Below are 21738 nucleotides of genomic sequence, written 5' to 3'. Positions count from 1 at the left end.
CCGCCTGCCGGGCGTGATTTGCCGTCAGCCCGTCGCTTGTATTCCGCCCGCGACCGGCTCTACGACGGGTTTATTCACCTGCTTCGCTATCCGCAGGGCCTGCAGCGGTTTTTTGAGCAGGCGGATTTCCTGCGTTTCCACCTGAAGGTGCTGGACGCGGGCTGCGGTACCGGGGCCACGACCCTGGCGCTGCACGCGGCCCTCAACGCGCGCCACCTGCTGCCGGCTCACTTTGCCGCTTTCGACCTGACCCCGCGGATGCTCAGTCGGTTCTGGGCAGCCCTGGCGCAACACCCCGTTCCCAATTTGGAAATTGTGGCCGCCGACGTGCTGGCCCTCGATAAGCTTCCCGCTGATTGGCACGATTTCGACCTCATCGTGTCGGCGGCCATGCTGGAGTATCTGCCAAAAGCCCGCCTGGCGGAGGCCCTGGCCGGTTTGCGTCAAAGGCTGGCGCCGGATGGCACGTTCGTGCTCTTCATCAGCCGCCAGTCCATCTGGATGGACTGGCTCATTCGGCGGTGGTGGAATGCCAACCTCTACACCCGCGCCGAGCTGGAAGCCGCGTTGGAGCAGGCGGGCTTTACTACGCGCCGCTTCACCCGATTCCCCGGCCTTTACGGCTATCTTAACTGGTGGGGCCACGTGGTCATTGCCTGCCGCTAACGCTTCGTGAGCCCCCCACCCCAAAGGCCGGGGGGCTTTTTTCACCGATAATTTCTTTCGCTTTTTCTAAATTTTGTACCTGCTTCCGCACTTGGAGGCCAGGGGCATCAGCTACCCGCATCAGAAAGAAATGACGGCTTATGCGGATGGGCTCTTATATTACTTATCAACCCTTCAGGATGCTGACACCTTCTTTGCGCAAACTGATGCTCACGGCCCACATCGCCTTTTCGGTGGGTTGGCTGGGGGCGGTGGCCGTATTTGTCATCGTGCACCTGCTGGGCGATGGGCTCGGGCATCACTGAGGGCACAGGCCTACAAATCATGTAAGCTGCCGGCGCAATCCTGTACCCCTCGCGGCGCACCAGCCGCTACCTTTCAGCGTTACTTATTTGAAACCGACCCGCTCGGCTTACCCTAAATTCTGCTCTCATGAAAACCCTTCAGTTTAAAACCAATATTAATTGCGGCGGCTGCATCAAAGCCGTGACGCCCACCCTCAACCAACAAGCCGGGGCCGGCAACTGGCAGGTGGACACGGCCAACCCCGACAAGCTGCTCACCGTGACTTCTGACCAGCTCACGGCCGAGCAGGTGATGCAGGCTGTTGAGGATGCGGGATTTAAAATTCAGGCTGCTTAATTCGCAACGCGCACTGTGACATCCGCCGCCCGGCCCTGCCGGGCGGTTTTGTTTTGCCCCGCTGCCGGTTAAAACGTGGTCTGTTGCCCCAATCACATGGAATTATGTAGCACTCCAACCGTAATCGCAGCTAACATTACCCCCGTCGGATGGCGTAAACAGACCCGGTGGAGCGGCCGCTCCTTCCAACTGACCGGGGGCGAACTCGCGCTGGTTCAGCGGCGGCGTTAGGTCACGAATTGGTGGCGCTGGCGGGGCTCTCAAGGCGGGTGGGCTTCCACCAAATACTCGATTGAGAACGGCGAACGGCCAGGTTTTTGGCAGCGGCTCCGCCCTTTTTTCGGTTTCGTTTATTCCTGTTCAGCACGCGCGTATGTTTGAAGGTTTTCCCAACCTGCACCCCCTGGTGGTGCACCTGCCCATCGTTCTAATACTGCTGGCCGCCGCGCTGCAGGGGCTATTGGTGTACCGCGAATGGCCCGCGGTGCGCTGGATAACACTGGCAGTGATGGCCGGCGGCTTTGCCGGGGCGGTGGCCGCCAGCACCGTGTTCCACGCTTTGCCCATGGGCTTGCCGCCCAAAGCCGCGGCCGTTTTCGCGGAGCATGAGCAGTTTGCGAGCTATACCACCTGGCTCTCGGGCATCACGCTGCTGCTGGCCAGCATCGGGTTTTACTTTAAGGTGCAGCGCCGGGCCTACGAGGTGTTGGTGCTGGTGGCGGCGGTGGCGGCGGCGGGTACGCTGTCGGTGGCCGGGCACCGGGGCGCGCAGCTGGTGTATGTGGAGGGCGTGGGCCCCAAGGGCAACCTGCTCGACAAAAGCCATGGCCACGGCGGCAGTGGGGAAATAGAGGACATGAACGCCCCCGCAGCCGGCGCGCACGACGAAGCAGCAGGGCAAACCGAGCAGGGGCACGGCCAGGAACCCGGGCTCAACGACGGTGGCCACGACGGCGCCCCAACGCGTGAAGGCGGCCAGGCAACCGGCATGGAAGGCATGAATATGAGCGGTTCAGCCCGCAAAGAAGGCAATAACGCGACTCCCTCCGGCACTATGGGCGACATGCCGATGCCGAAATCCCGGCCAGACCGTTCCGCCAAGTCTTCCTCGCCAGCCGAAGCGATGCCGGATATGCCCGGAATGAACATGCCCGCCGCGAAAAAACAGTCATCCGTCCCCGAAGGGATGGACATGCGCCGCCCAGCCGGCAAGAACCAAATGGCGGATATGCCCGGCATGAAGGGCATGGATAACATGCCCGGTATGGACCGGCCACCGGCCGGTGCCAAAAAGCCCACTAAAGCCCCGGCTTCGATGGAGGGCATGGAGGGCATGGGCAACATGGCGGATATGCCCAACATGAAGATGGATAAAAAGCCCTCGCGCACCCGAAAGCCGGCCGCGAACAAGGCGGGAATGGATAACATGAGCGACATGCCGGGCATGAAAAAAGGGCAGGACCCGTCCGGCATGGACACGCAGGGTGGCGCCGACATGAAAGGCATGCCGGGCATGGGTGAGAGCAAGGCTATGCCCGGCATGGCGATGCCCAGCCCAATGGACAAGTTCCGCTTCAAGGACAACAACCCCGCCTTGAATCAATCCAAGAAGGACAACTAACGACTGATGAGACTATCGATACTATTTCCCCTGCTGCTGCTGGCCGTGCAGGCTTGGGCGCAAACCCCGCAGCACTCGGCCATGCCCAAGCGCAAGGACGCCAACGGCACGGTTTCCGTCCCGCCCGCCAAGGAATTGATGGGGCACGTGGTGGAGCCCCGCGCGAACTACGCGGGCAAACGCGTGGAGTACGATTTGTACGTGGACGAGCGCCAGGTGAACTACACCGGCAAAACCCGGGTCGGCATTGCTATCAACGGCCAGATTCCGGCCCCCACGCTGCGTTTTAACGAGGGCGACACGGCCGTCATTCGGGTGCATAACCAAATGAACGTGGAAACCAGTATTCACTGGCACGGCATCCTGCTGCCCAACGAATACGACGGCGTGCCCTACCTGAACACGGCCCCCGTTGAGCCGGGCGGCACGCACACGTTCGTGTTTCCGCTGCGGCAGAGCGGCACCTACTGGTACCACTCCCACACCATGCTGCAGGAGCAGAACGGCCTGTACGGGTCCATTGTCATTCAGCCCCGGCAGATTCAGTACCAGCTCAAGGAGTACGTGCTGGTGCTCTCCGACTGGACCGACCACAACCCCAAGGAGGTGCTGCGCTACCTCAAGCGCACGGGCGAGTGGTTCGCGGTGCAGAAAGGCGCCACCCAGAGCTACGGCGAGGCGCTGGCCGCCGGCTACTTCAAGGACAAGGTGAAGCAGGAGTGGGGGCGCATGCCGGCCATGGACCTGACTGACATCTACTACAACAAGTTTCTGACCAACGGCCAGGAGAAGGGCTATTTCAAGGATACCAAGCCCGGCGAGGTGGTGCGCCTGCGCGTCATCAACGGCAGCGCTTCTTCGTACTTTTTCCTGCAGTACGCCGGCGGGCCCATGCAGGTGGTGGCGGCCGACGGCATCAACGTGGAGCCGTTCCCGGTCAATAAACTGGAAATTGCCACGGCCGAAACCTACGACTTGCTGGTGACCGTGCCCGCGATGGGCGCGGCCGAGTTCCGGGCCACCGCCAGCGACATTACGGGCTACACCTCCACCTTCATCGGCGACGGCGAGGCGATGAAAGCCCCCGGCCTGCCCCGCATCAACTACTTCCAGATGATGCGCGAGATGGGCAGCATGGGCAATATGAGCGGCATGGACATGGGTGGCGGTGGCATGACCAAGCAGCAGGGTGGCATGGAAGGCATGAATATGAAAGGCAGTTCTGACATGAAAGGCACCGATATGAGCGGCATGAACATGCAAAACGGCACCGCTCCCGCCAGCACGGCCCCCTCGCCCGAGAACCGGCCGATGAACATGCAGGAAAAAGCGGGCAAAAGCATGGGCAGCATGCAGGACATGGGCAGCATGAGTGGCATGGGCGGCGACTTTAACTACAACCAGCTGCGGGCGCTGAACCCGACAACGCTGGACTCCACGCAGCAATGGCGCGAAATCAAGCTTACTCTGACCGGCAACATGCTGCGCTACGTCTGGTCGTTCGATAACAAGACCCTGTCCGAAGCCGACAAGATTCCGATTCGCAAGGGCGAGAACGTGCGCATGACCTTCACCAATACTACCATGATGCGCCACCCGCTGCACCTGCACGGGCACTTTTTCCGGCTCGTGAACGCCCAGGGAGCTTATTCGCCCATGAAGCACACCTTCGACATCCAGTCCATGGGCACCGTGACCATCGAGTTCGACGCCAACGAAGAGCAGGACTGGTTTTTTCACTGCCACATCCTCTACCACATGATGGCCGGTATGGCCCGCGTCATCAGCTACGAGGCCAGCCCGCAGAACGAATATGGCAAAACCGACTATAAAGTGCTTAAGAAGGAAGACAATGCCGTTTACCCGTGGGCGGACCTGGCGGTGCACTCGCAAGGGGCTTTTCTGGAAGCCAACCTGTCCAACAACCGCAACGCGCTGGAATTTGAGGGCCGCGTGAACTACCAGGGCAACTACGAAACCGAAACCCACCTGCTGCGCTACCTCGACAATCGCCAGTTCCTGTCAGTGTTCATCGGCTACGACTTCCGCGACAACAAAACCCTACGCTCGGCCGCCGATGCCGAAGGCGGCAACCGCCGCACCTCGGAAAACAACCGCAACTTCCGCCGGCAGGCCGAGTTTGGTGCCTACTACCTGCTGCCCCTGCTGGTGCGCGCCGAACTGCGCACGGACCTGACTGGCCAGCTGCGCCTGCGCTTGGAGCGCCGCGACCTTCCCTTGAGCAACAACGTGTTCATGGACATCAGCGGCAACACCGACAAGGAGTTTAACATTGGCTTCCGCTACATGGTCAGCAAATACGCCTCGCTGAGCACTAACTACGACAACCAGTACGGCTGGGGCGCCGGCCTAACGTTTCACTATTAGCGGCGTTTTCCAGGCGGTGTTCGGGGTTTGGTTGTTGGGCTTCCCATTTTCTTTTTGAAGAAACGATTGGTGCATCTTTCAGGAGCGCAAATGTCATCGGGCATTCTTCGGGGGCGACTTGGTCCGGGACGTGCCAAGTCGCAGGCGCAAAAAGTGCAAGGTGGCGGTAGAAGGTGCATCCTGCCCCTAATTATGCAAGCCAGCGCGGCAATTGTGTTTAACCAAGGCGTAAATAGCACCGTAAACCAAGAATAGTGGTCCGGCCCGTTGCAGGCCATCTAACCCGAATGTTTATGCTACTACAACCCGCGCTTGCGGCGGGGCTGACGCTGTTGCTGGCAGCCTGTTCGGCCAATCAGGGCACGACCACCGAGCCGCGCAAATAAACAAGCTACATCAGCGGGCCCTTCCCCGGCGGCCCTTCAACGACTCCGATATGCGATTTAACTTCTTACTCTCCCTTTCCCTGCTCCTGACGCTGCTGCTGGCCGGCCCGCCCGCCCGGGCCCAGACGGACACGACCGTATATAACCTGACGCTGCGCCAGGAGCCGGTGAATAAGGCGGGCAAAACCGTGATGGGCATGACCGTGAACGGGGGCATTCCCGGCCCCACCATCCGGTTTAAAGAGGGCGGCTACGCCGTGATTTACGTGAAAAACGAGATGGACGTGGAAACGTCGGTGCACTGGCACGGGCTGCTGCTGCCCAACTTCTACGACGGCGTGCCTTACCTGAACACGCCCCCCATCGAGCCGGGCCAGACGCAGAAATACGAGTTTGCGCTCCGGCAGTCCGGCACCTACTGGTACCACTCGCACACCATGCTGCAGGAGCAGAGCGGCGTGTACGGCTCTATCGTGATTGAGCCTAAGCAGGAGCGTCTGACCTATGACAAAGACCTGGTGCTGGTGCTCTCGGACTGGACCAACCAGAAGCCCCAGAACGTGCTGCGCTTTCTCAAGCGGGGCACCGAGTGGTACAATATCCGCAAGGGCACGGCCACACCGCTCAACCGCGTGGTGGCCCGTGGGGCCTTCGGGGCGCAGCTCAACTTCTGGAAGCAGCGCATGGAAGGCTTCGACATTGCCGACATTTACTACGACGCCTTTCTGGTGAACGGCCAGCCGGTGCAGCAGTACCCCGAGTTTAGGCCCGGCGAGCGGGTCCGGTTGCGCATTATCAACGGGGCGGCCTCGACGCAGTTCTGGATGACGTTTGGGGGTGATGCCCCGCTGCTGGTGGCTGCCGACGGCCAGGACGTGGTGCCGGTAGCCCGCAACAAAACCTTTATTGCGGTGGCCGAAACCTACGATTTTCTGGTGACGGTACCCGCCAACGGTCAGCTGGAGCTGCGGGCCATGGCCCAGGACGGCTCCGGCACCACCTCGGCTTACTTGGGTACCGGCCCAGTGCTGGCGGCGCAGGTGCTGCCCCGGCCCGACAAAATTGGGCTCATGCAGCAGATGGCTCAGATGAAGATGCGCATGGGCGCCCCCGCCCTCAAGTTCCGCCCCCACCACGTCGACCCCCAACAGATGAAAGAAAACTGGGGCATGCAGATGGACAAGAAAAGCCAGGACGGCCAGATGGGCGGCATGAAGATGGGCGGCCACCAGATGGGCGCCGACAAGCCCATGGCCGGCATGGACATGGATGGCAGCAAGATGAGCAAGCAGCCCGCCCAGCCCAAGCCCGACATGGCCGGAATGCCGATGAAGGATAAGAAGAAAACGGCGGGCATGAACATGCCTGCCGACACGGCCCACGCCGGGCACCAGATGCCCATGAAGGGCATGAAAACGGCTGCCAACAAGCCCATGGCCGGTATGAATATGGGCGGCCAGAAGAAGGCCGGCGGCATGGATATGGGGGCCGACAAGTCGATGGCCGGTATGGACATGGGCGGCATGGATATGTTTGCCGAGTACAACTACGATTACCTGCGCGCGCCCCAGAAAACGGCTTACGCCGACACGGTGCCGGCGCGCGAAATTCTGCTCAACCTCACCGGCAACATGCAGCGCTACATCTGGAGCATGAACGGCGTGCCCCTGTCGTCGGCCGATAAAATCCCGATTCGCAGCAACCAGCTTACGCGCATCACCTACAACAACCTGACGATGATGCACCACCCCATGCACCTGCACGGGCACTTTTTTCGCGTCGTCAACGAAAACGGCGACTACTCGCCCCTCAAGCACACCGTAAATGTGCCGCCCATGCAGCAGGTGACGATTGAGGTGCTGGGCACCGAGCCGGGCGACTGGTTTTTGCACTGCCACATCCTCTACCACATGATGGGCGGCATGGCCCGCATTGCCAGCTACGACACGCCCCGCGACCCGCGCCTGAAGGGCGCGCCGCTGAGCAACCTGCTGGCCGAAACCAACCACTACTACAACTGGGGCCGCCTCGATGTAGCCTCCCAGATGAGCAGCCTGAACCTGACGTCGTCCAACCTGCGCAACCAGTTCAACCTGAGCGTGGAATACGGCTGGAACCGCAACTGGGAAACCGAGGCTACCTACGAGCGGTACCTCTACGACTACCTGCGCGTGTTTGGGGGCGTGAACGTGGAAAACTCCCGCCGCCGGGCTGCGCCCGCGCCCACCGAGCAGGGCCCCGGCCGCATGACGAACGAAACCTCCACCACGGCCGTCGCCGGCCTGCGCTTCTTTACGCCCTACATGTTCAACCTCGATGCCCGCATCGACAACAAGCTACGCCCGCGCCTGAGCCTGGGCCGCGAAATCATGATTTTTCCCCGGCTGGCCGCGTTCGGCTACTATGAGTTTCAAGCCGATTTCGGCTGGGTGAACAAGCTCGAAAACAACCGCAGCTTCAGCAAGGAAGTGGTCTGGAGCACCGGGCTGGAATACTTGCTTTCGCGCAATTTCTCGCTCGTGGGCAGCTACGACAACCGCTTCGGCGGCGGCGGCGGGTTGAGCATACGGTTTTAATTCCGGCCCGGCAAATCATTCGCCGGGCCTTACCCCATCTGCCTTGGCCGGCTGCTTTACATCTGGCCTTCAGGCAAACCCTTTTTTTCACTTATTCCCCTTTCCCTATGGAGCACAAAAACCCCTACTCCCGCTTTTTCCTGATGCTGGGCGCCTCGCTGGTGGCCATGTACGTGGTGATGTACCTCAACGTGTACGAATGGGACCACGTGTATTTCAGCCTCACCCGCCTGTACATGGCCCTGATTATGCTGGTGCCGATGACCCTGATTATGATGGGCTTCATGTGGAAGATGTACCCCAACAAGCAGCGCAACGCCCTGATTATGGGCGGCAGCCTGGTGCTGTTCGTACTGGCCACCATTATGGTGCGCTCCCAGACCTTTGTGGGCGACACGCTGTGGATGAAGGCCATGATTCCGCACCACTCCATTGCCATCATGGTCAGCAAGCGGGCCGACATCAAAGACCCCGAAGTGCGGAAGCTGGCCGACGAGATTATCGAGGCTCAGGAGCGCGAAATTAAGCAGATGAAGCAGATGATTGTCCGGCTGGAGCGCGAGCGGGCCGCGCAGTAGCCTACCAGGGCTACTGGCAAGCCTGCACCAGGGCGCTCACGCTCAGCGTGGCCGTCGCGTCGGTGGTGTAGTTGTCATTGTTCACGCCGGCGCGTGCCGGGGGGCAAGGGAATGGGGCGCGTTTCCTGGGGCGTGTTGAGCGCCGCCCGCAGAATAATTTTGTCTTGGCTGATAGTGTCCTTGGTATCCAGGAATTGTTGGGCGGCGTCTTCATCCGGCGTAATGTACCAGTGGCACTTGGTGCTGACCGTGGGCGGGCAGCATGCCGGGGCCGGGGTAGCCGCCCGAGCGCCGGGTGAAATAGCGCACATCGAACACGTCGTTCACGCCGCCGCTGATACGGTAGCGGCCGTCGCGTCCCGGCTTCCAAGTGGCGCAAAGGCCGCATCTTGGAAGCCGGGACGACCACGGCCTGGGCATTAGCCGGTGCCGCCTCCAACGCTTCTGTACCTATTTACTCAGCAACCTCCCGGCCCAGAAGCTTCTTAACCCAATTGCGCAAGGCGTAAATACGGGAGCTGAGGTAGCACTCGTGGCAGTGGCTGAAGTTCCACAGGCAGTCTACTGTGTCGGTGAACAGGTGGAACAGCAGGCCCACGGCAACCGGCTGCAAGGCCGGCAGCAGGAGCAGCAGCGCATACACCGGAATGGCATAAAAAGAGTGCAGCGGGTGATACCCCACGCTGCAGCGCAGCGGGTCGAAGATGGGTTTGGCCAGCAGGTGGTCCAGGTCCATCAGCATCGTGGCCAGCATCATCAGGTAAGCGGCCTGCCACATCGCGGGGAATAACACCAGCGCCAGCACGGCCGGAAAAAGAAAGTGCAGGCTGTAATGCACCAGCGTTTGGGCGCTGAATAGTTTGGTGGGGAATTGCCGGCGTAGCCCGCGCGGGCCCATTGGCTTGGTGGCGCGGCGCACGGTATCCCCGGGCGTGGCTTTCGCATACACCCTGCCCGATTTGTCCGTCAGCTCTTGTTTCTCCCGGGGCACGTGGCGCCCCAGGCCCACTACCCGAGGTCGTACTTCCACTTTATTTCGACCCTGTGGGGTGGTCGGGTGCTCGGGGGCAGTGACGACCGTCGCCGTGTCCAAGAGCGGTGCCCGCAACGGGGGACGGTATCCGGCAGCAGCGGGAAACAGAGGAACTACAGCGGATGACCGGCACCCGGTTAAAGCCAGACCAGCGACTATGCAGGGATACAGAACGAGGCGGAAAACCGACAATGGGAGCATGGTAGATATTTCCATGGTAGAAGCCTGCTGATAGCTCACTTGGCCACTCACCGGTCGCTAAAAGCAAAAAAAGCAGCTCCGCAAGAGCTGCCTTTTTACATAAATTAAAGCTCAATCTAGCGGTTGCGCGTCAGCCAGTTTTGCAGAGCGGCAATTTCCTGGCGCTGGTCGGTGATGATGCTCTGGGCCAGCGCTTTGGTGGTGGCGTTGCGGCCGTACTGCAGCAAGGTCTCCGAATTGTCAATTGCAGCCTGGTGGTGGTCTACCATGAGCTGGGCGAAATCGTAGTCGGCCCGCCCCGTAATCATGCGGGCATCGCTGGCCGCCATCATCTTGTCCATGTTGGTTTTCTGCACGGTGTTAAACTGGGGCACCAGGGGCTGCATGGGCTGGTGGCCGCTCGTGAAGGCGTTGAACTGCCCGATTTCGGCCCGCTGCTTGGTGATGATGTCCTGGGCGGTGGTCTTCATTTCCTGGTTGCTGCCGGTGCGCAGCTCCTCCTCGGCCATTTTGATGGCAGCCTCGTGGTGCATGACCATCTGAGTGGCGTAGTCGTGGTCCGGGTCCTGTGTTTTGACCTGCGTGTCCATCTGGGTCATCATGTCCATCATGATTTTCATATACGGACTGTCGTGCTTCATGTCGTCCATATCGTGGTCCATCTTACAGGCCGTGAACAGCACGCTGAAGACCAGTAAAGAGAGGAAGGGCAAACGCAAAAATCGGTTCATGAGCTGGGATTAAAAGTGGTGAGCAGTACACCGGTATTAAGCCGAGCTTACGCACTTTGTTTGTGCACCGTGCGGCCGATTTGCTTGCATAATTTCCAGCCGTTTTGCTGCCTTGCAGCCGAGGCAAGAACGGTTTTCATATCCCACCTGTACGTCCTATTTCGACCTAATTAGCTTATCCTTGTCTTTGAATAAATACCCGTCACTGATGAGCCTCACACTGCATAGCGTTACCAATGCATCCACTCCCGCTGCCGAAGGCGTTTGGCTTCGCGCCTCCGCCTCGGTCAGCACCCTCGGTTTTGCCGTGGTGGACCGTACGTTTAACCCTGATGGCACCCCATCCAACGAGTTTCGCCACATCTACCTATTCGGGGACGTGGCCATCGCAAAGGACGAATGGATACGCCTCGTAACCGGCCCAGGTAAGTACCGCAAAGCCCCGGCGGACAAGGACGGTCATGTGGTCCACTACTTCTATTGGGGCTCCGGTAACTGCGTTTGGAATGATGCGGGCGGCGACACCGCGGCCCTGATTCGCTATACGACCATTAATACAAAGCCCGTTCCTCCGGTGCCCAAGCCGTGAGCTCAACCATAAGCTTCTCTTAAGGTAAAGGCGCTGGAAGCAGTACCGCGACAACTGCTTTCCTAGCTTTTACTAAAAAGCCACCGAATGAGGGGCTTTCTTCTGTATTCATATAGGTATCGATTAGTAAGTCTTATCAATACCTACCATTTTCAAAGATAAGTTATGATAATACCCAATTATCATAACTTATCTTTCTAGCCTACTTTTATCCCTGATATTGCTGATAAGCGCTTCCTTTACTTGGCGACTAACACTCCTAATATATACACCTATGTCTGACTATGAAGATGGCTACGAGGCCGGCCGCAATGCGCCCAACATTCGGCAGTCCTATCAAAACGGTAAAGCCATCGGCAACGGTCTGTCCGTGCTACTAGGCCTGGGCTTTCGCTTGGTAGTCGAAACATTGGTGCTGGCCCCGTTCTTGGTGCTGGGCCTGGTGTTGACGACCAACCTGGCTTTTCTAGGGCCGGGTTTCGGGTATGCCCGGCTGCTAAGCATCGGGGCGCTGGCCTACGGCTTCTACGCGCTGCTCTATTTACTTAAAGGAGTAGCTATCGGCCTGCGCCTGCGCGGCACCAGGCACTGGCTGCTGCCGTTCACGCTTTGCCTGCTGGTAGCCTGCTTCATCCCGTCGCTGCTGCTGCACCTGTTCATCGTGCACACCGTCAAAGCGGCTCACCCGGTTTTGGTGTGGGTGGTGCCGGGGCTGTTCGCCCTCTACACGTATTCCCGCTACCGCTTCACGGAAGACATCGCCCCCAACATCGTGCTCTGGGCTTACCGGCGCGGCTACCACTGGACGGTTAAATAATATGAGTCAACTGGAATTTGTTGAGCGCGTGACAACGCAGGCATTGGCCTACCTGCAGCAAGCCCGCGTTTATAAGCCCACGCCGGAAGAATACATCAAATGGGTGGATAGCCACCCCTCGGCCATTCGGGTGCTGCTGTTGCGGCGGGGCATGGCGGCCTGCTGGGCGGGTGGCTCCCCCTCGTTTCAGGATTTCATCCTTACCCAGCGGGGCCACTCGGTCCACGACTACATGGCCCATCAGCTCAGTGAAGCGGATTACCTGCGCTGGGTGAACTTCATGGATGACACCACCTTCTAAGCATAGTCTTGTCCATCCGCTGTTCAACTTTGCCCTTCCCCCCGAATCATGAGTAAACCCCTACGCAACGTACCGGCCGTAACGGCAAGGTCAGGAGTAGCGACCAACTTGGCGCGGGCTTCTTCCAAAGTGACCGGCTTCCTGGAAACGGGCCTGAGAGGGGCCGCCAACACGGAACGCGCTTATAAGTCGGACCTGAACTCCTACGCTGAGTTTTGCACACTGCACGGATTTACGGCAGTGCCGGCCGAGGTCACCACCCTGACGGAATACGTGGCCTACCTGGCCTCCGAAAAGCCGGCTCCAGATGCTGGGGGCGGTAGGGAGAGAAAGAAAGGGCAACAACCGCTTACCGGGCCGCACGCGCTGGCCACCATCCGGCGGCACCTGGCCGCCATCCGCAAGGCGCATCAGCTCAGCGGCCACCCGATGCCGGCAACGGTGGATGCGCTCAACATCGTTATGGAAGGCATTGCCCGCACCCTGGGCAAGCGGCAGGACCAAGCGCTGGCTTTTACCGTCGAAGAGCTGAAACAAGCCATTCGTCGCATCGACCTGGAAACGACGGCGGGCCTGCGGGACCGGGCGCTGCTACTGGTCGGCTTCGCGGGGGCTTTCCGGCGCTCCGAACTGGTGGACATTAATATCGAGCAACTGGAATTCACGGAGCGGGCCTTGCTGGTGCATCTGGCCAAAAGCAAGACCAATCAGTATGGAGCGGTGGAGGATAAAGCCATTTTCTACGCCCCCAATGCGGATTTCTGCCCCGTGCGCTGCCTCCGGGCCTGGCTTAATCTGCTGGGCCGGACCACGGGGCCGCTGTTCGTGAAGATTCCGCGGGCAACTCCGGGGCAGATGGCCGCGCCCTCAGACAAGAGACTCTCGGACATTTCCATCAATAAACTGGTGCAAAAGCGCCTCGGCCCGGATTACTCGGCCCACTCGTTGCGGGTGTCTTTTGTTACGGTAGCTGTACTCAATGGGCAGTCTCACAAGGCTATTAAGAATCAGACCAAGCAGAAAACGGATGCCATGATTGAACGCTATACCCAGCTCAACAATGTGATTTCTTATAATGCGGCTCAAAGCCTAGGGCTATAGCATACAAGCTTTTAAAATAGGTCCGCTCCTTCGATTTGCTTCTAAGCAGTGGGTAACAATTAAGCACCTTATCGATGCTTTCAAATGCAAAAAGGTCCTCTACCTTTGGCGCATGAAATTCTCTTTCGGACTTCCTGAAACCCACCCCATACGTCAAGCGCTTGCTCAACCCAATGGGTCTCAATTTTATCGTTGTGCCTTACAAGTCAATCCTTTTGCTTACACGCAGGAGAACGGCAAAGCGGGGCATGGCTTTGCTACAGAGGAAGAATACAACGTTGCGTTTGTAGCTGCGCTGAAAGAGGCCAATGTTCAAATTATAGCAATTACGGACCATTGGCGGGCCCGAACGGGTGCTGGGCTACGGGATGCTGCTGAAGCGGCGGGAATCACGGTTTTTCCAGGATTTGAAGCGGCTACGAGTCTAGGGCACCATGTGCTTTGTCTTTTCAATCCTGGCACTGAAATAACCCGACTGGACTTACTGGCCGGGGAGTTGCGCGGCATCACTGGCCCGGTGCCTTGTGGCGACAACGGCGATGGGGTGAAGACGATGGACGAGCTGGTGCATAAAGTGCAGGGGGCCGAGTGGGGTGGCATTTGCATTGCGGCTCATGTAACCCTGGCAAATGGTGTTTTATGGGATGGTGGAGAACGCAGCAGCAAGCCCTGGAAATGCGAAAATCTGTATGCCTCGGCGATACCAGGAGCCATCACGGATTTGCTTCCGGGCAAATTGGATATCGCTCAAAATGGCCAAACAGAGTACCACAGAAAGCGCCTGATGGCACTGGTCAACGCGGGCGATGTCAACGGGCCGGCGCAGGTAAGTAAAGTAGGAGCAACCAGTTCCATCAAATTAGCTGATTTAACAGTCGAGGGGTTGCGGCAAGCTTTTCTCGACCCCACACCGCGTATTCGGCTCGATAGCGAAACCGCGCCTGATGGCCACATGGAAATACTCGGTGCAGCTTGGGAGGGCGGCTTGCTGGACGGCTTGCGTCTCTCCTTTAACACCAATTTGAATGTTCTTATTGGGGGGCGAGGCACAGGTAAGTCCTCTATCCTAGAAACCTTACGCTATGCCTTTGATGCGCCGATAGCTGGCTCGGAAGCCCGCCGGAACCACGACAGCCTTGTGAAAGCCATGCTGCGAAACGGCGGAAAGATATCGGTAGCAGTACAGCGGCACACGCCCGCCGTTGTGGCATACCTCATTGAGCGCACCTACGCCGGGCCGGCCATTGTGCGCGACGAAAACGGCGATGTGCTGGACGTAAAACCATTGGATGTATTACGTCAGCTTCCCGAAATATATGGTCAGCACGAAATTGCCGAACTAGCCCGCGACCCTACCCATTTAACCACCTTGCTGCGCCGTTTTTTGCCTCCTCGTGCCGCCGCCGCTGCTAGTCAGAAAGAGGCGCTTCAAAAAGAGTTGGGTGAAACACGCCAGCGGCTGCTGACACTGGACAAGGAAATTGCTACGAGTGATGAGCGACTGGCACGCCTGCCCGCACTTCACCTACGACGGGCAGAGTATGAAAAAGCGGACTTACCAGCAAAATTGGATGCTCATACTCGCTGGCAGCGCGAAGGGACTTTATTCCAAATTGCTCGTGACCGGCTGAAACCGGTCCAAGAGGCCCTGGAGGCTTTGCGGACGGCTTCTGCTCTTGACCACGATGGGCTTACCCCATCTGCGCTCCAAGACCTGCCCAACGCGGAACTGCTGGGTGGACTTGACGAGTCATTGCGTCAAGTTGAAGCGGTGACGCTTCGTACAGCTACCGAATTAGATGCTGCGCTCACTTCGTCGCGCGCCCAGTTGGAGCTGGTGCAGCAAACCTGGAAGCCGCTACGCACAGCCGCGGATGAAGAGCTGCAGGTTCAGCTCCGGGCGTTGCAGGCCGAAAATGTAGATAGTTCTGATTATTTACAATTAGCGAAGGATATATACCAGCTGCAACTTATCGAAAAGCAGCGGACTGGTCTGCTTGCTGAACGTGACACCGTGCGACAGCGGCGGCGCAACCTTTTTACCGACTATCAGGGAATATTAGGTGATGAGCAGCGAGACCTAGTACGCACCGCTAGTCAGGTGACAACCAAGCTGGGCAATCGGGTACGAGTGCGGGTAAAGCACCTCACTCCTCGCGACGGGTTAGTTAAACTGGTTCGGGAAGCTATGGCAGCCAACAATCAGGGGGGCCAAAAGTACACCGTAGTTTTGGACGCCTTGCAGAATAAAGCCGATATCTCCTTGCTAGGGCTAGCTGAAGCCTGCCGCCGGAATGAGACGGCAAACCTTCGTCAGGAATATGGTTTATCAGCTGGTCAGGCAGAGCAACTTGCCGGTATTGGTGCTGAAGCGTGCATGAAGCTGGAAGAATTGGATTTGCCTTCCTCCACCGACTTGGAGCTAAATGTAGCAGAAGTGGGAGCGGGTGAAGCGGTCTGGCGCCCGTTGGCAGAACTATCGGTAGGGCAGCGGGCTACCGCAGTATTGCGGCTTCTCTTACTAGATTCGTCGGTGCCGCTCATGATTGACCAACCAGAGGATGACCTTGATAACCGCTTTATCGCAGATGATATCGTACCCATCATCAAAGACCAGAAACAAAAGCGTCAATTTCTCTTCGCTACCCACAATGCCAACGTGCCTGTGCTGGGTGACGCCGACCTGATTGTGGGCCTAGCCTATGAGCACGACCACATCCGCGTTGGCACGAGTGGAGCCCTCGAAACGCCAGCTGTTCATCAACTGGTTGAGAAGGTGCTTGAGGGAGGTAAAGAAGCCTTTGCCCGCCGGCGGGCGAAGTATAATTTTTAACAAACCTGCTGACGGTATGGGAGGAAACAAATGTGTTTTATTCCTGTCGCCAGGTAGTTTGGGCGTTTGCTGTACTTTGGAGGTCCGAAGAGTGCGGCATTTAGGGGCCCAATATGCTTTCGCATTAGCACCGGCTTTTAGCATGGTTTATCTTCGCAGGTTCATCCACGCGACGCTTTTTTATGCCCACCCTCCACTGGATTGGTAAAGACAAAGTCATCAACCACCACCAGGACGTTCCGTTTCGCCTCCTCGACCACCAGTATGGGGCCCTGGCCGACGGCACCAAAACCGCCGAACCTACTGGCAGCGGCAACCAGATTATCCACGGCGACAACCTCGAAGCTCTGAAAGCTCTGCTGCCCCAGTACGAGGGCCGGGTGAAGTGCATATACATCGACCCGCCCTACAACACCGGCAACGAGGGCTGGGTGTACAACGACAACGTCAACGACCCCAAAATCAAGAAGTGGCTCAGCCAGGTAGTGGGCAAGGAAGGCGAAGACCTTTCCCGCCACGATAAATGGCTGTGCATGATGTACCCGCGCCTCAAGCTGTTGCACAAGCTACTAGCGGAAGATGGTAGCATTTGGATTTCGATTGATGATGTTGAATACGCCAACCTCAAGCTGGTTTGCGACGAGATTTTCGGCTCTGGCAACTTCGTAACGAATGTTATTTGGCAGAAGAACTACAGCCCGAAAAACTCAGCAAAGCACTTCTCCGTGGACCACGATTCCATTTTGGTGTATGCCCGAAATGCTGAATTATGGCGGCCCAACCTAATGTCACGCAGTGAGGAGCAGAATAGCCGTTATAAGAATCCAGACAATGACCCACGAGGACCGTGGAAGTCGGGCGACCTATCAGCAAGGAACTTCTACAGTCTTGGCACATACTCGATTACATCTCCCTCTGGCAGAATCATTGAAGGCCCCCCAAAGGGCCGTTATTGGGTCATAAATGAGGAAAAGTTTTGGGCGTATCACGAGGATAACCGAATTTGGTGGGGCAAAGACGGTAAGTCTAGTCCATCTGTAAAGCGCTTTCTATCAGATGTTCAGGATGGTGTCGTACCGCAGACTCTTTGGTTTTATTCAGAGGTAGGCCACACGCAAGACGCTAAAAAGGAAGTCAATAAGATTCTTCACGATGAACTGACTTTCTCAACCCCAAAGCCTACTAAGCTGATTGAGCGAGTTTTAAAACTTGCTACTGACGCTGACTCCATCGTCCTCGACAGCTTCGCTGGCAGCGGAACTACGGCCCACGCCGTGCTCAAGCTCAATCAGCAGGACGGCGGCAACCGCAAATTCATCCTCACGGAGATGGAAGACTACGCCGAGCACATCACGGCGGAGCGAGTGAAGCGCGTGATGCAGGGCTACGCCGCCCAGCCCGGCACCGGCGGCAGCTTCGACTACCTGACCCTGGGCGAGCCAGTATTCACGGAAAGCGGCGACCTGAATGAGCAAGCCGGCCTGCCGGGCCTGCGCCAGTACCTCTACTACGCCGAAACCAAGCAACCGCTCCCGGCCGAAACCACCGACGACAACGCGGCCTTCCTCGGCCAGAACGACGGGACAGCCTACTACTTACACTACGTGCCGGACGAGGTAACGACGCTCGACCACGAGTTTTTGAGCACCATCCGCACCAAGGCGGGCCAGTACATCATCTACGCCGATAATTGCCTGCTCACCCCGGAGTTTATGACGCAGCACGGCCTCATTTTCAAGAAAATCCCGCGCGACATTTCGCGTTTCTAGACCACCCCGATGGAGCTTAAACCCTACCAGCAGGAGGTCATTACGGACCTCGCCCGCTTCCTGGACTGCGTGCAGGCCACCAAAAACCTGCCCGACGCCTTCCATGACTTCTGGGCTACCCACCCGCGCACGCCGCTCAAGCCATTTCCGGGCACGGCCATTGAGCCCTACAAAAACACGGTGCCGGGCGTGCCGCACGTCACCATCAAGGTGCCCACGGCCGGCGGCAAGACCTTCATTGCCAGCAACGCCCTGCGCACCATCTTTGCCGCCTTCCCCGCCGACCGGCCCCGGGTTGTCGTGTGGCTGGTGCCGTCCATCACCATTCTCGACCAGACCCTGCGCAATTTGCGCGACCCGCGGCACCCCTACCGCCAGAAAATCAGCACCCACTTCGCCGGCCGCGTCGAGGTCTACGACAAAGCGGCCCTGCTGCAGGGCAGCGGCTTTTCGGCCAGTAGCGTGCAGGAGCAGCTGAGCCTGGTGGTGCTGAGCTTCGACAGCCTGCGGGCCCGCAACAAAGAAGACCGCAAGGTGTACCAGGAAAACGGCAACCTGCAGTCCTTCAGCACCCTGCTCGGCCCCGGCGACGAGGACATTACCCTCATGCGCGTGATTCAGGCCCTGAACCCGGTGGTGGTGGTCGACGAAAGCCACAATGCGGAGAGTGATTTAAGCGTCGACATGCTCAAGAGCCTGAACCCCTCGTTCATTCTCGACCTGACGGCCACGCCCCGCAAAAACAGCAACATCATCACCTTCGTCGACGCGCTGGCGCTCAAGAAGGAGCACATGGTGAAGCTACCCGTCATCGTCTACAACCACAACGATCTAGCCGAAGTCATCAACTCGGCTCTGCAGCTGCAACGCAACCTGGAGCTGCAAGCCCGGCAGGAGCAGAAAGCCGGCGGGCGCTATATCCGGCCCATCGTGCTATTTCAGGCCCAGCCCAAAACGGCCGACGACAACACCACCTTCGAGCTGCTGAAAAAGAAGCTCATTGAGTTAAAAATACCTGAAAGCCACATCCGCATCAAAACGGCCGGGCTCAACGAACTTAAAAACGAAGACCTGTCCTCGCCTAAGTGTGAGGTGCGCTATATCATCACCGTGAATGCGCTGAAAGAGGGCTGGGACGCGCCGTTTGCCTATATCCTGGCCTCGCTGGCCAACAAGTCCTCGGCCGTGGACGTGGAGCAGATTCTGGGCCGGGTGCTGCGCCAGCCCTACGTGGCGCCCCACACCGCGCCCATGCTCAACATGAGCTACGTGCTGACCGCCTCCACCAAGTTCATCGAAACCCTGGACAAAATCGTGCAGGGTCTGAACAAGGCCGGGTTCAGCTCCCGCGACTACAAAGTAGCCGATGCGGCCACCCTAACGGCCAAGCCCGCCCAAACGGGCACCTTCACCCAGGCCCCCCTCGACTTCGACCAGAAGCCGGCGGCCAACACGGGCATGGACGACCTGGCCGCGGTAGATTTCTCCCGCGTCGCGCCCGTGGAACCCGTTACGGACGAGGCCGAAACGGCAGATACGACACAGGCACTGAGCGGGCCGGCCACCAGTACTGTGGAAGCCATTGCTAAAGCGGCGCTGGAACAGGACGCCGCCTTTAAAAAAGTCGTGGATGAAAGCACAACCGGGAACATCCCCGTGCTGCCCACTGAACTTCAATCGCTCGTGAAAACCTACCCCATTAAAGACATTTTCCGCGAGCAGGCTCAGGCACTAATGCTCCCCCAATTCTACTGGAAAAAGCCGTCCGCCAGCCTCTTCGACAGCGGTGATGGCGGTACGACCGTGCTGCTGGAAAAGGAATACTTGCTACAGGGCTTCCAGCTGGGTAAGGCCGATACCGATATTCGGTTCAACGGCATCTCCTCGGAACTCTACCGGGTAGACCTTGACGAAACCAAAAAAGAAGCCACCCCCACCTTCACCCGCATCGACGGCGACGCCAAGGAGCGCATCATGGCCTTCATCCTGGACCCCTCCCGTAAGGACAGCCGGGTGAAGAACTTCACACGCCGCATTCTGGACCAGATCGGCAGTATGTATCCTATCGCCGATAAGGAGATAGAGCGCTACTTGCGGCGCATCTTGGAAGACTTCACCGACGAGCAGTTCACCGACTTTGCCAACCATGAGTACTCGTACTCGCGCAAAATCAAGCTCAAAATCGATCAACTTTCCGAGGAGTATGCTTACCAGCAGTTCAGCAACTTCCTCGACCAGGACAAGGCCATTATCAAGCCCGCTTATACCTTCCCACTGCAGATTGCCCCCGGTGATACCAGCAAAGCCATTACCAAGTCCCTGTATGAGAAGGAAGGCAAAATCAACGGCTTTGAGGAGCGGGTCATCAACGAAATAGCCAACCTGCCCAACATTGCCTTCTGGACCCGTAACCCCGAGCGCAAAGGCTTCCGCATCAACGGCTTTATCAATCACTACCCGGACTTCATCATCCAGACCAAAAGCGGTAAGACGCTGGTGGTGGAAACCAAGGGCGACCACCTCGATGCGGAAACCAAAATCAGCCTGGGTGCTACCTGGGCGCACAAAGCCGGCAACGACTTCCGCTACTATATGGTGTATGAGCGGCGGGCCGTCGACGGGGCACATACACTCGATAACTTCCTCAACCTTTTGCGGGAGATATGATGGGTTTGCTGTCTGAGAGTGGAGTTTTTATTGGTTTTTGCGTGTTTACTAAACATGGTCCCATCTCCTCCCGTCGATGCTTCCCGCGTTAATCTTACTTCCACAATGGAAGTCAATTACTGGTGTCAGGCGCTAAACTGCGCGGAAACCCGGCTGCGCAATGCGGTACTTGCTGTAGGCCCGTTGGCGGCTGATGTGCGAGCTTACTTGTACCGGTAAAGCCTACTTGCTGACAAGATTTGCCACTAATAGCTGGGGCTCTGAGGAGCTGGGATTGCCATTTCCCTCTGAAAGTTGTATCTTTGGTCTACAAACAAAGTATCCGCCACACCGGCTTTGCCGGTGCTGTTTGGCTGGTACCGTAAAATTCTTCGGTCACAAGCTTCGGCTTGCTGTTTGACCGGAAGCCCACCCCGCTGAGGGTGGGTTTTTTTTTGCCTATACCCTATGCCGCCCCGCCCTACTCGCTACTTTACCAAGCCTGCCATCGACTTCACCCAGCAGCTGCAGAAGCTGCAGGCCCGGGGCCTGGTGGTGGCGGACGAGCCGAGAGCCCTACGCTACCTGGCCAACATCAGCTACTACCGGCTCAGCGGCTACTGGGGTAGCTTCCTGACGCCCGGTACCAGCCACTTTCAGCCCGGCACTACCTTCGACGACATTCTGCGCCGCTACCAGTTCGACAAGCAACTGCGTCTGCTCTGCCTGGAAGCCATTGAGCGGCTGGAAATATCGTTTCGCACCCAGATTATCTACCACATCACCCGCTACACCGGCGACAACAACTGGTACGAGCAAGCCCGCTTCTTTAAGCGCAGTACCCCGGCCGAGCAGGCGGC

Annotated in this window: 18 protein-coding genes; 16 read left to right on the top strand and 2 right to left on the bottom strand. The window is 58.3% G+C overall.

From position 1 onward, the window contains the following. Positions 1-18: 18 nt before the first annotated feature. From BLW21_RS18500 to BLW21_RS18475, 7 genes are all read left to right on the top strand, one after another. Entirely contained in the window at positions 19-666 is a 648-nt protein-coding gene (locus BLW21_RS18500; protein ID WP_217633890.1) for a class I SAM-dependent methyltransferase, read from the top strand. Between the two features lie 179 nt (positions 667-845). Continuing rightward, positions 846-971 (top strand): hypothetical protein, encoded by a 126-nt coding sequence (locus tag BLW21_RS22000; protein ID WP_262490457.1) that lies wholly within the window; start codon positions 846-848, stop codon positions 969-971. A 127-nt stretch (positions 972-1098) separates the two neighbouring features. Next, complete coding sequence (locus BLW21_RS18495) at positions 1099-1308, top strand: heavy-metal-associated domain-containing protein (protein WP_092743187.1); 210 nt, start codon at positions 1099-1101, stop codon at positions 1306-1308. Positions 1309-1681: 373 nt separating this feature from the next. Next, positions 1682-2929 (top strand): DUF2231 domain-containing protein, encoded by a 1248-nt coding sequence (locus BLW21_RS18490; protein ID WP_092743185.1) that lies wholly within the window; start codon positions 1682-1684, stop codon positions 2927-2929. A 6-nt stretch (positions 2930-2935) separates the two neighbouring features. Next, positions 2936-5317, top strand: a complete 2382-nt coding sequence (locus BLW21_RS18485; protein WP_092743183.1) for a multicopper oxidase domain-containing protein — start codon at positions 2936-2938, stop codon at positions 5315-5317. A gap of 436 nt (positions 5318-5753) precedes the next feature. After that, a complete protein-coding gene (locus tag BLW21_RS18480; RefSeq protein WP_092743181.1) occupies positions 5754-8279 on the top strand; it encodes a multicopper oxidase domain-containing protein in 2526 nt (841 codons plus the stop codon). A 107-nt stretch (positions 8280-8386) separates the two neighbouring features. Beyond that, complete coding sequence (locus BLW21_RS18475) at positions 8387-8857, top strand: DUF305 domain-containing protein (protein WP_092743179.1); 471 nt, start codon at positions 8387-8389, stop codon at positions 8855-8857. A gap of 454 nt (positions 8858-9311) precedes the next feature. Here BLW21_RS18475 and BLW21_RS21760 read toward each other — a convergent pair whose 3' ends face one another. Continuing rightward, positions 9312-9887: a DUF6122 family protein gene (locus BLW21_RS21760; RefSeq protein ID WP_217633889.1), complete on the bottom strand. Its 576-nt coding sequence runs from the start codon at positions 9885-9887 to the stop codon at positions 9312-9314. A gap of 320 nt (positions 9888-10207) precedes the next feature. Next, positions 10208-10822, bottom strand: coding sequence for a DUF305 domain-containing protein (locus BLW21_RS18465; protein ID WP_092743177.1), 615 nt, complete (start codon positions 10820-10822; stop codon positions 10208-10210). Between the two features lie 187 nt (positions 10823-11009). Between BLW21_RS18465 and BLW21_RS18460 the strand changes: the two genes are divergently transcribed. The 9 genes from BLW21_RS18460 to BLW21_RS18420 all read left to right on the top strand — a co-directional run. Then, on the top strand, positions 11010-11411 hold the full coding sequence (locus BLW21_RS18460) for a hypothetical protein (RefSeq protein WP_175471044.1): 402 nt from the start codon (positions 11010-11012) through the stop codon (positions 11409-11411). Between the two features lie 274 nt (positions 11412-11685). Beyond that, the gene (locus BLW21_RS18455; protein WP_092743173.1) at positions 11686-12228 is read left to right on the top strand and encodes a hypothetical protein; all 543 of its coding nucleotides are present in this window, start codon (positions 11686-11688) and stop codon (positions 12226-12228) included. Between the two features lies 1 nt (position 12229). Then, a complete protein-coding gene (locus BLW21_RS18450; RefSeq protein ID WP_092743171.1) occupies positions 12230-12529 on the top strand; it encodes a hypothetical protein in 300 nt (99 codons plus the stop codon). A gap of 48 nt (positions 12530-12577) precedes the next feature. Next, entirely contained in the window at positions 12578-13630 is a 1053-nt protein-coding gene (locus BLW21_RS18445) for a tyrosine-type recombinase/integrase (protein ID WP_092743169.1), read from the top strand. A 112-nt stretch (positions 13631-13742) separates the two neighbouring features. Continuing rightward, a complete protein-coding gene (locus BLW21_RS18440) occupies positions 13743-16463 on the top strand; it encodes a TrlF family AAA-like ATPase (protein ID WP_092743167.1) in 2721 nt (906 codons plus the stop codon). A 182-nt stretch (positions 16464-16645) separates the two neighbouring features. Then, positions 16646-18232 (top strand): site-specific DNA-methyltransferase, encoded by a 1587-nt coding sequence (locus tag BLW21_RS18435; protein ID WP_092743165.1) that lies wholly within the window; start codon positions 16646-16648, stop codon positions 18230-18232. Positions 18233-18241: 9 nt separating this feature from the next. Further along, positions 18242-20899: a DEAD/DEAH box helicase gene (locus tag BLW21_RS18430; protein ID WP_092743164.1), complete on the top strand. Its 2658-nt coding sequence runs from the start codon at positions 18242-18244 to the stop codon at positions 20897-20899. 54 nt (positions 20900-20953) lie between these two features. After that, the gene (locus BLW21_RS22165) at positions 20954-21118 is read left to right on the top strand and encodes a DUF3606 domain-containing protein (protein WP_092743162.1); all 165 of its coding nucleotides are present in this window, start codon (positions 20954-20956) and stop codon (positions 21116-21118) included. Between the two features lie 228 nt (positions 21119-21346). Beyond that, the coding region (locus BLW21_RS18420; protein WP_092743160.1) for an Abi family protein at positions 21347-21738 on the top strand (392 nt) is incomplete at its 3' end.

The organism is Hymenobacter psychrophilus, from assembly GCF_900107135.1.
Lineage (GTDB): Bacteria > Bacteroidota > Bacteroidia > Cytophagales > Hymenobacteraceae > Hymenobacter > Hymenobacter psychrophilus.
Note: the sequence above shows the minus strand (reverse complement) of the source record. Positions and strands in the feature narration are given on the sequence as shown.

Bases quoted from the DNA above. Each gene is read 5' to 3' on its own strand.
- BLW21_RS18430 (WP_092743164.1), top strand. From the start codon at position 18,242: ATGGAGCTTAAACCCTACCAGCAGGAGGTCATTACGGACCTCGCCCGC.
- BLW21_RS18485 (WP_092743183.1), top strand. From the start codon at position 2,936: ATGAGACTATCGATACTATTTCCCCTGCTGCTGCTGGCCGTGCAGGCT.
- BLW21_RS18495 (WP_092743187.1), top strand. From the start codon at position 1,099: ATGAAAACCCTTCAGTTTAAAACCAATATTAATTGCGGCGGCTGCATC.
- BLW21_RS22000 (WP_262490457.1), top strand. From the start codon at position 846: ATGCTGACACCTTCTTTGCGCAAACTGATGCTCACGGCCCACATCGCC.
- BLW21_RS18455 (WP_092743173.1), top strand. From the start codon at position 11,686: ATGTCTGACTATGAAGATGGCTACGAGGCCGGCCGCAATGCGCCCAAC.
- BLW21_RS18435 (WP_092743165.1), top strand. From the start codon at position 16,646: ATGCCCACCCTCCACTGGATTGGTAAAGACAAAGTCATCAACCACCAC.
- BLW21_RS18480 (WP_092743181.1), top strand. From the start codon at position 5,754: ATGCGATTTAACTTCTTACTCTCCCTTTCCCTGCTCCTGACGCTGCTG.
- BLW21_RS18490 (WP_092743185.1), top strand. From the start codon at position 1,682: ATGTTTGAAGGTTTTCCCAACCTGCACCCCCTGGTGGTGCACCTGCCC.
- BLW21_RS18440 (WP_092743167.1), top strand. From the start codon at position 13,743: ATGAAATTCTCTTTCGGACTTCCTGAAACCCACCCCATACGTCAAGCG.
- BLW21_RS18445 (WP_092743169.1), top strand. From the start codon at position 12,578: ATGAGTAAACCCCTACGCAACGTACCGGCCGTAACGGCAAGGTCAGGA.
- BLW21_RS18475 (WP_092743179.1), top strand. From the start codon at position 8,387: ATGGAGCACAAAAACCCCTACTCCCGCTTTTTCCTGATGCTGGGCGCC.
- BLW21_RS18450 (WP_092743171.1), top strand. From the start codon at position 12,230: ATGAGTCAACTGGAATTTGTTGAGCGCGTGACAACGCAGGCATTGGCC.
- BLW21_RS18465 (WP_092743177.1), bottom strand. From the start codon at position 10,822: ATGAACCGATTTTTGCGTTTGCCCTTCCTCTCTTTACTGGTCTTCAGC.
- BLW21_RS22165 (WP_092743162.1), top strand. From the start codon at position 20,954: ATGGTCCCATCTCCTCCCGTCGATGCTTCCCGCGTTAATCTTACTTCC.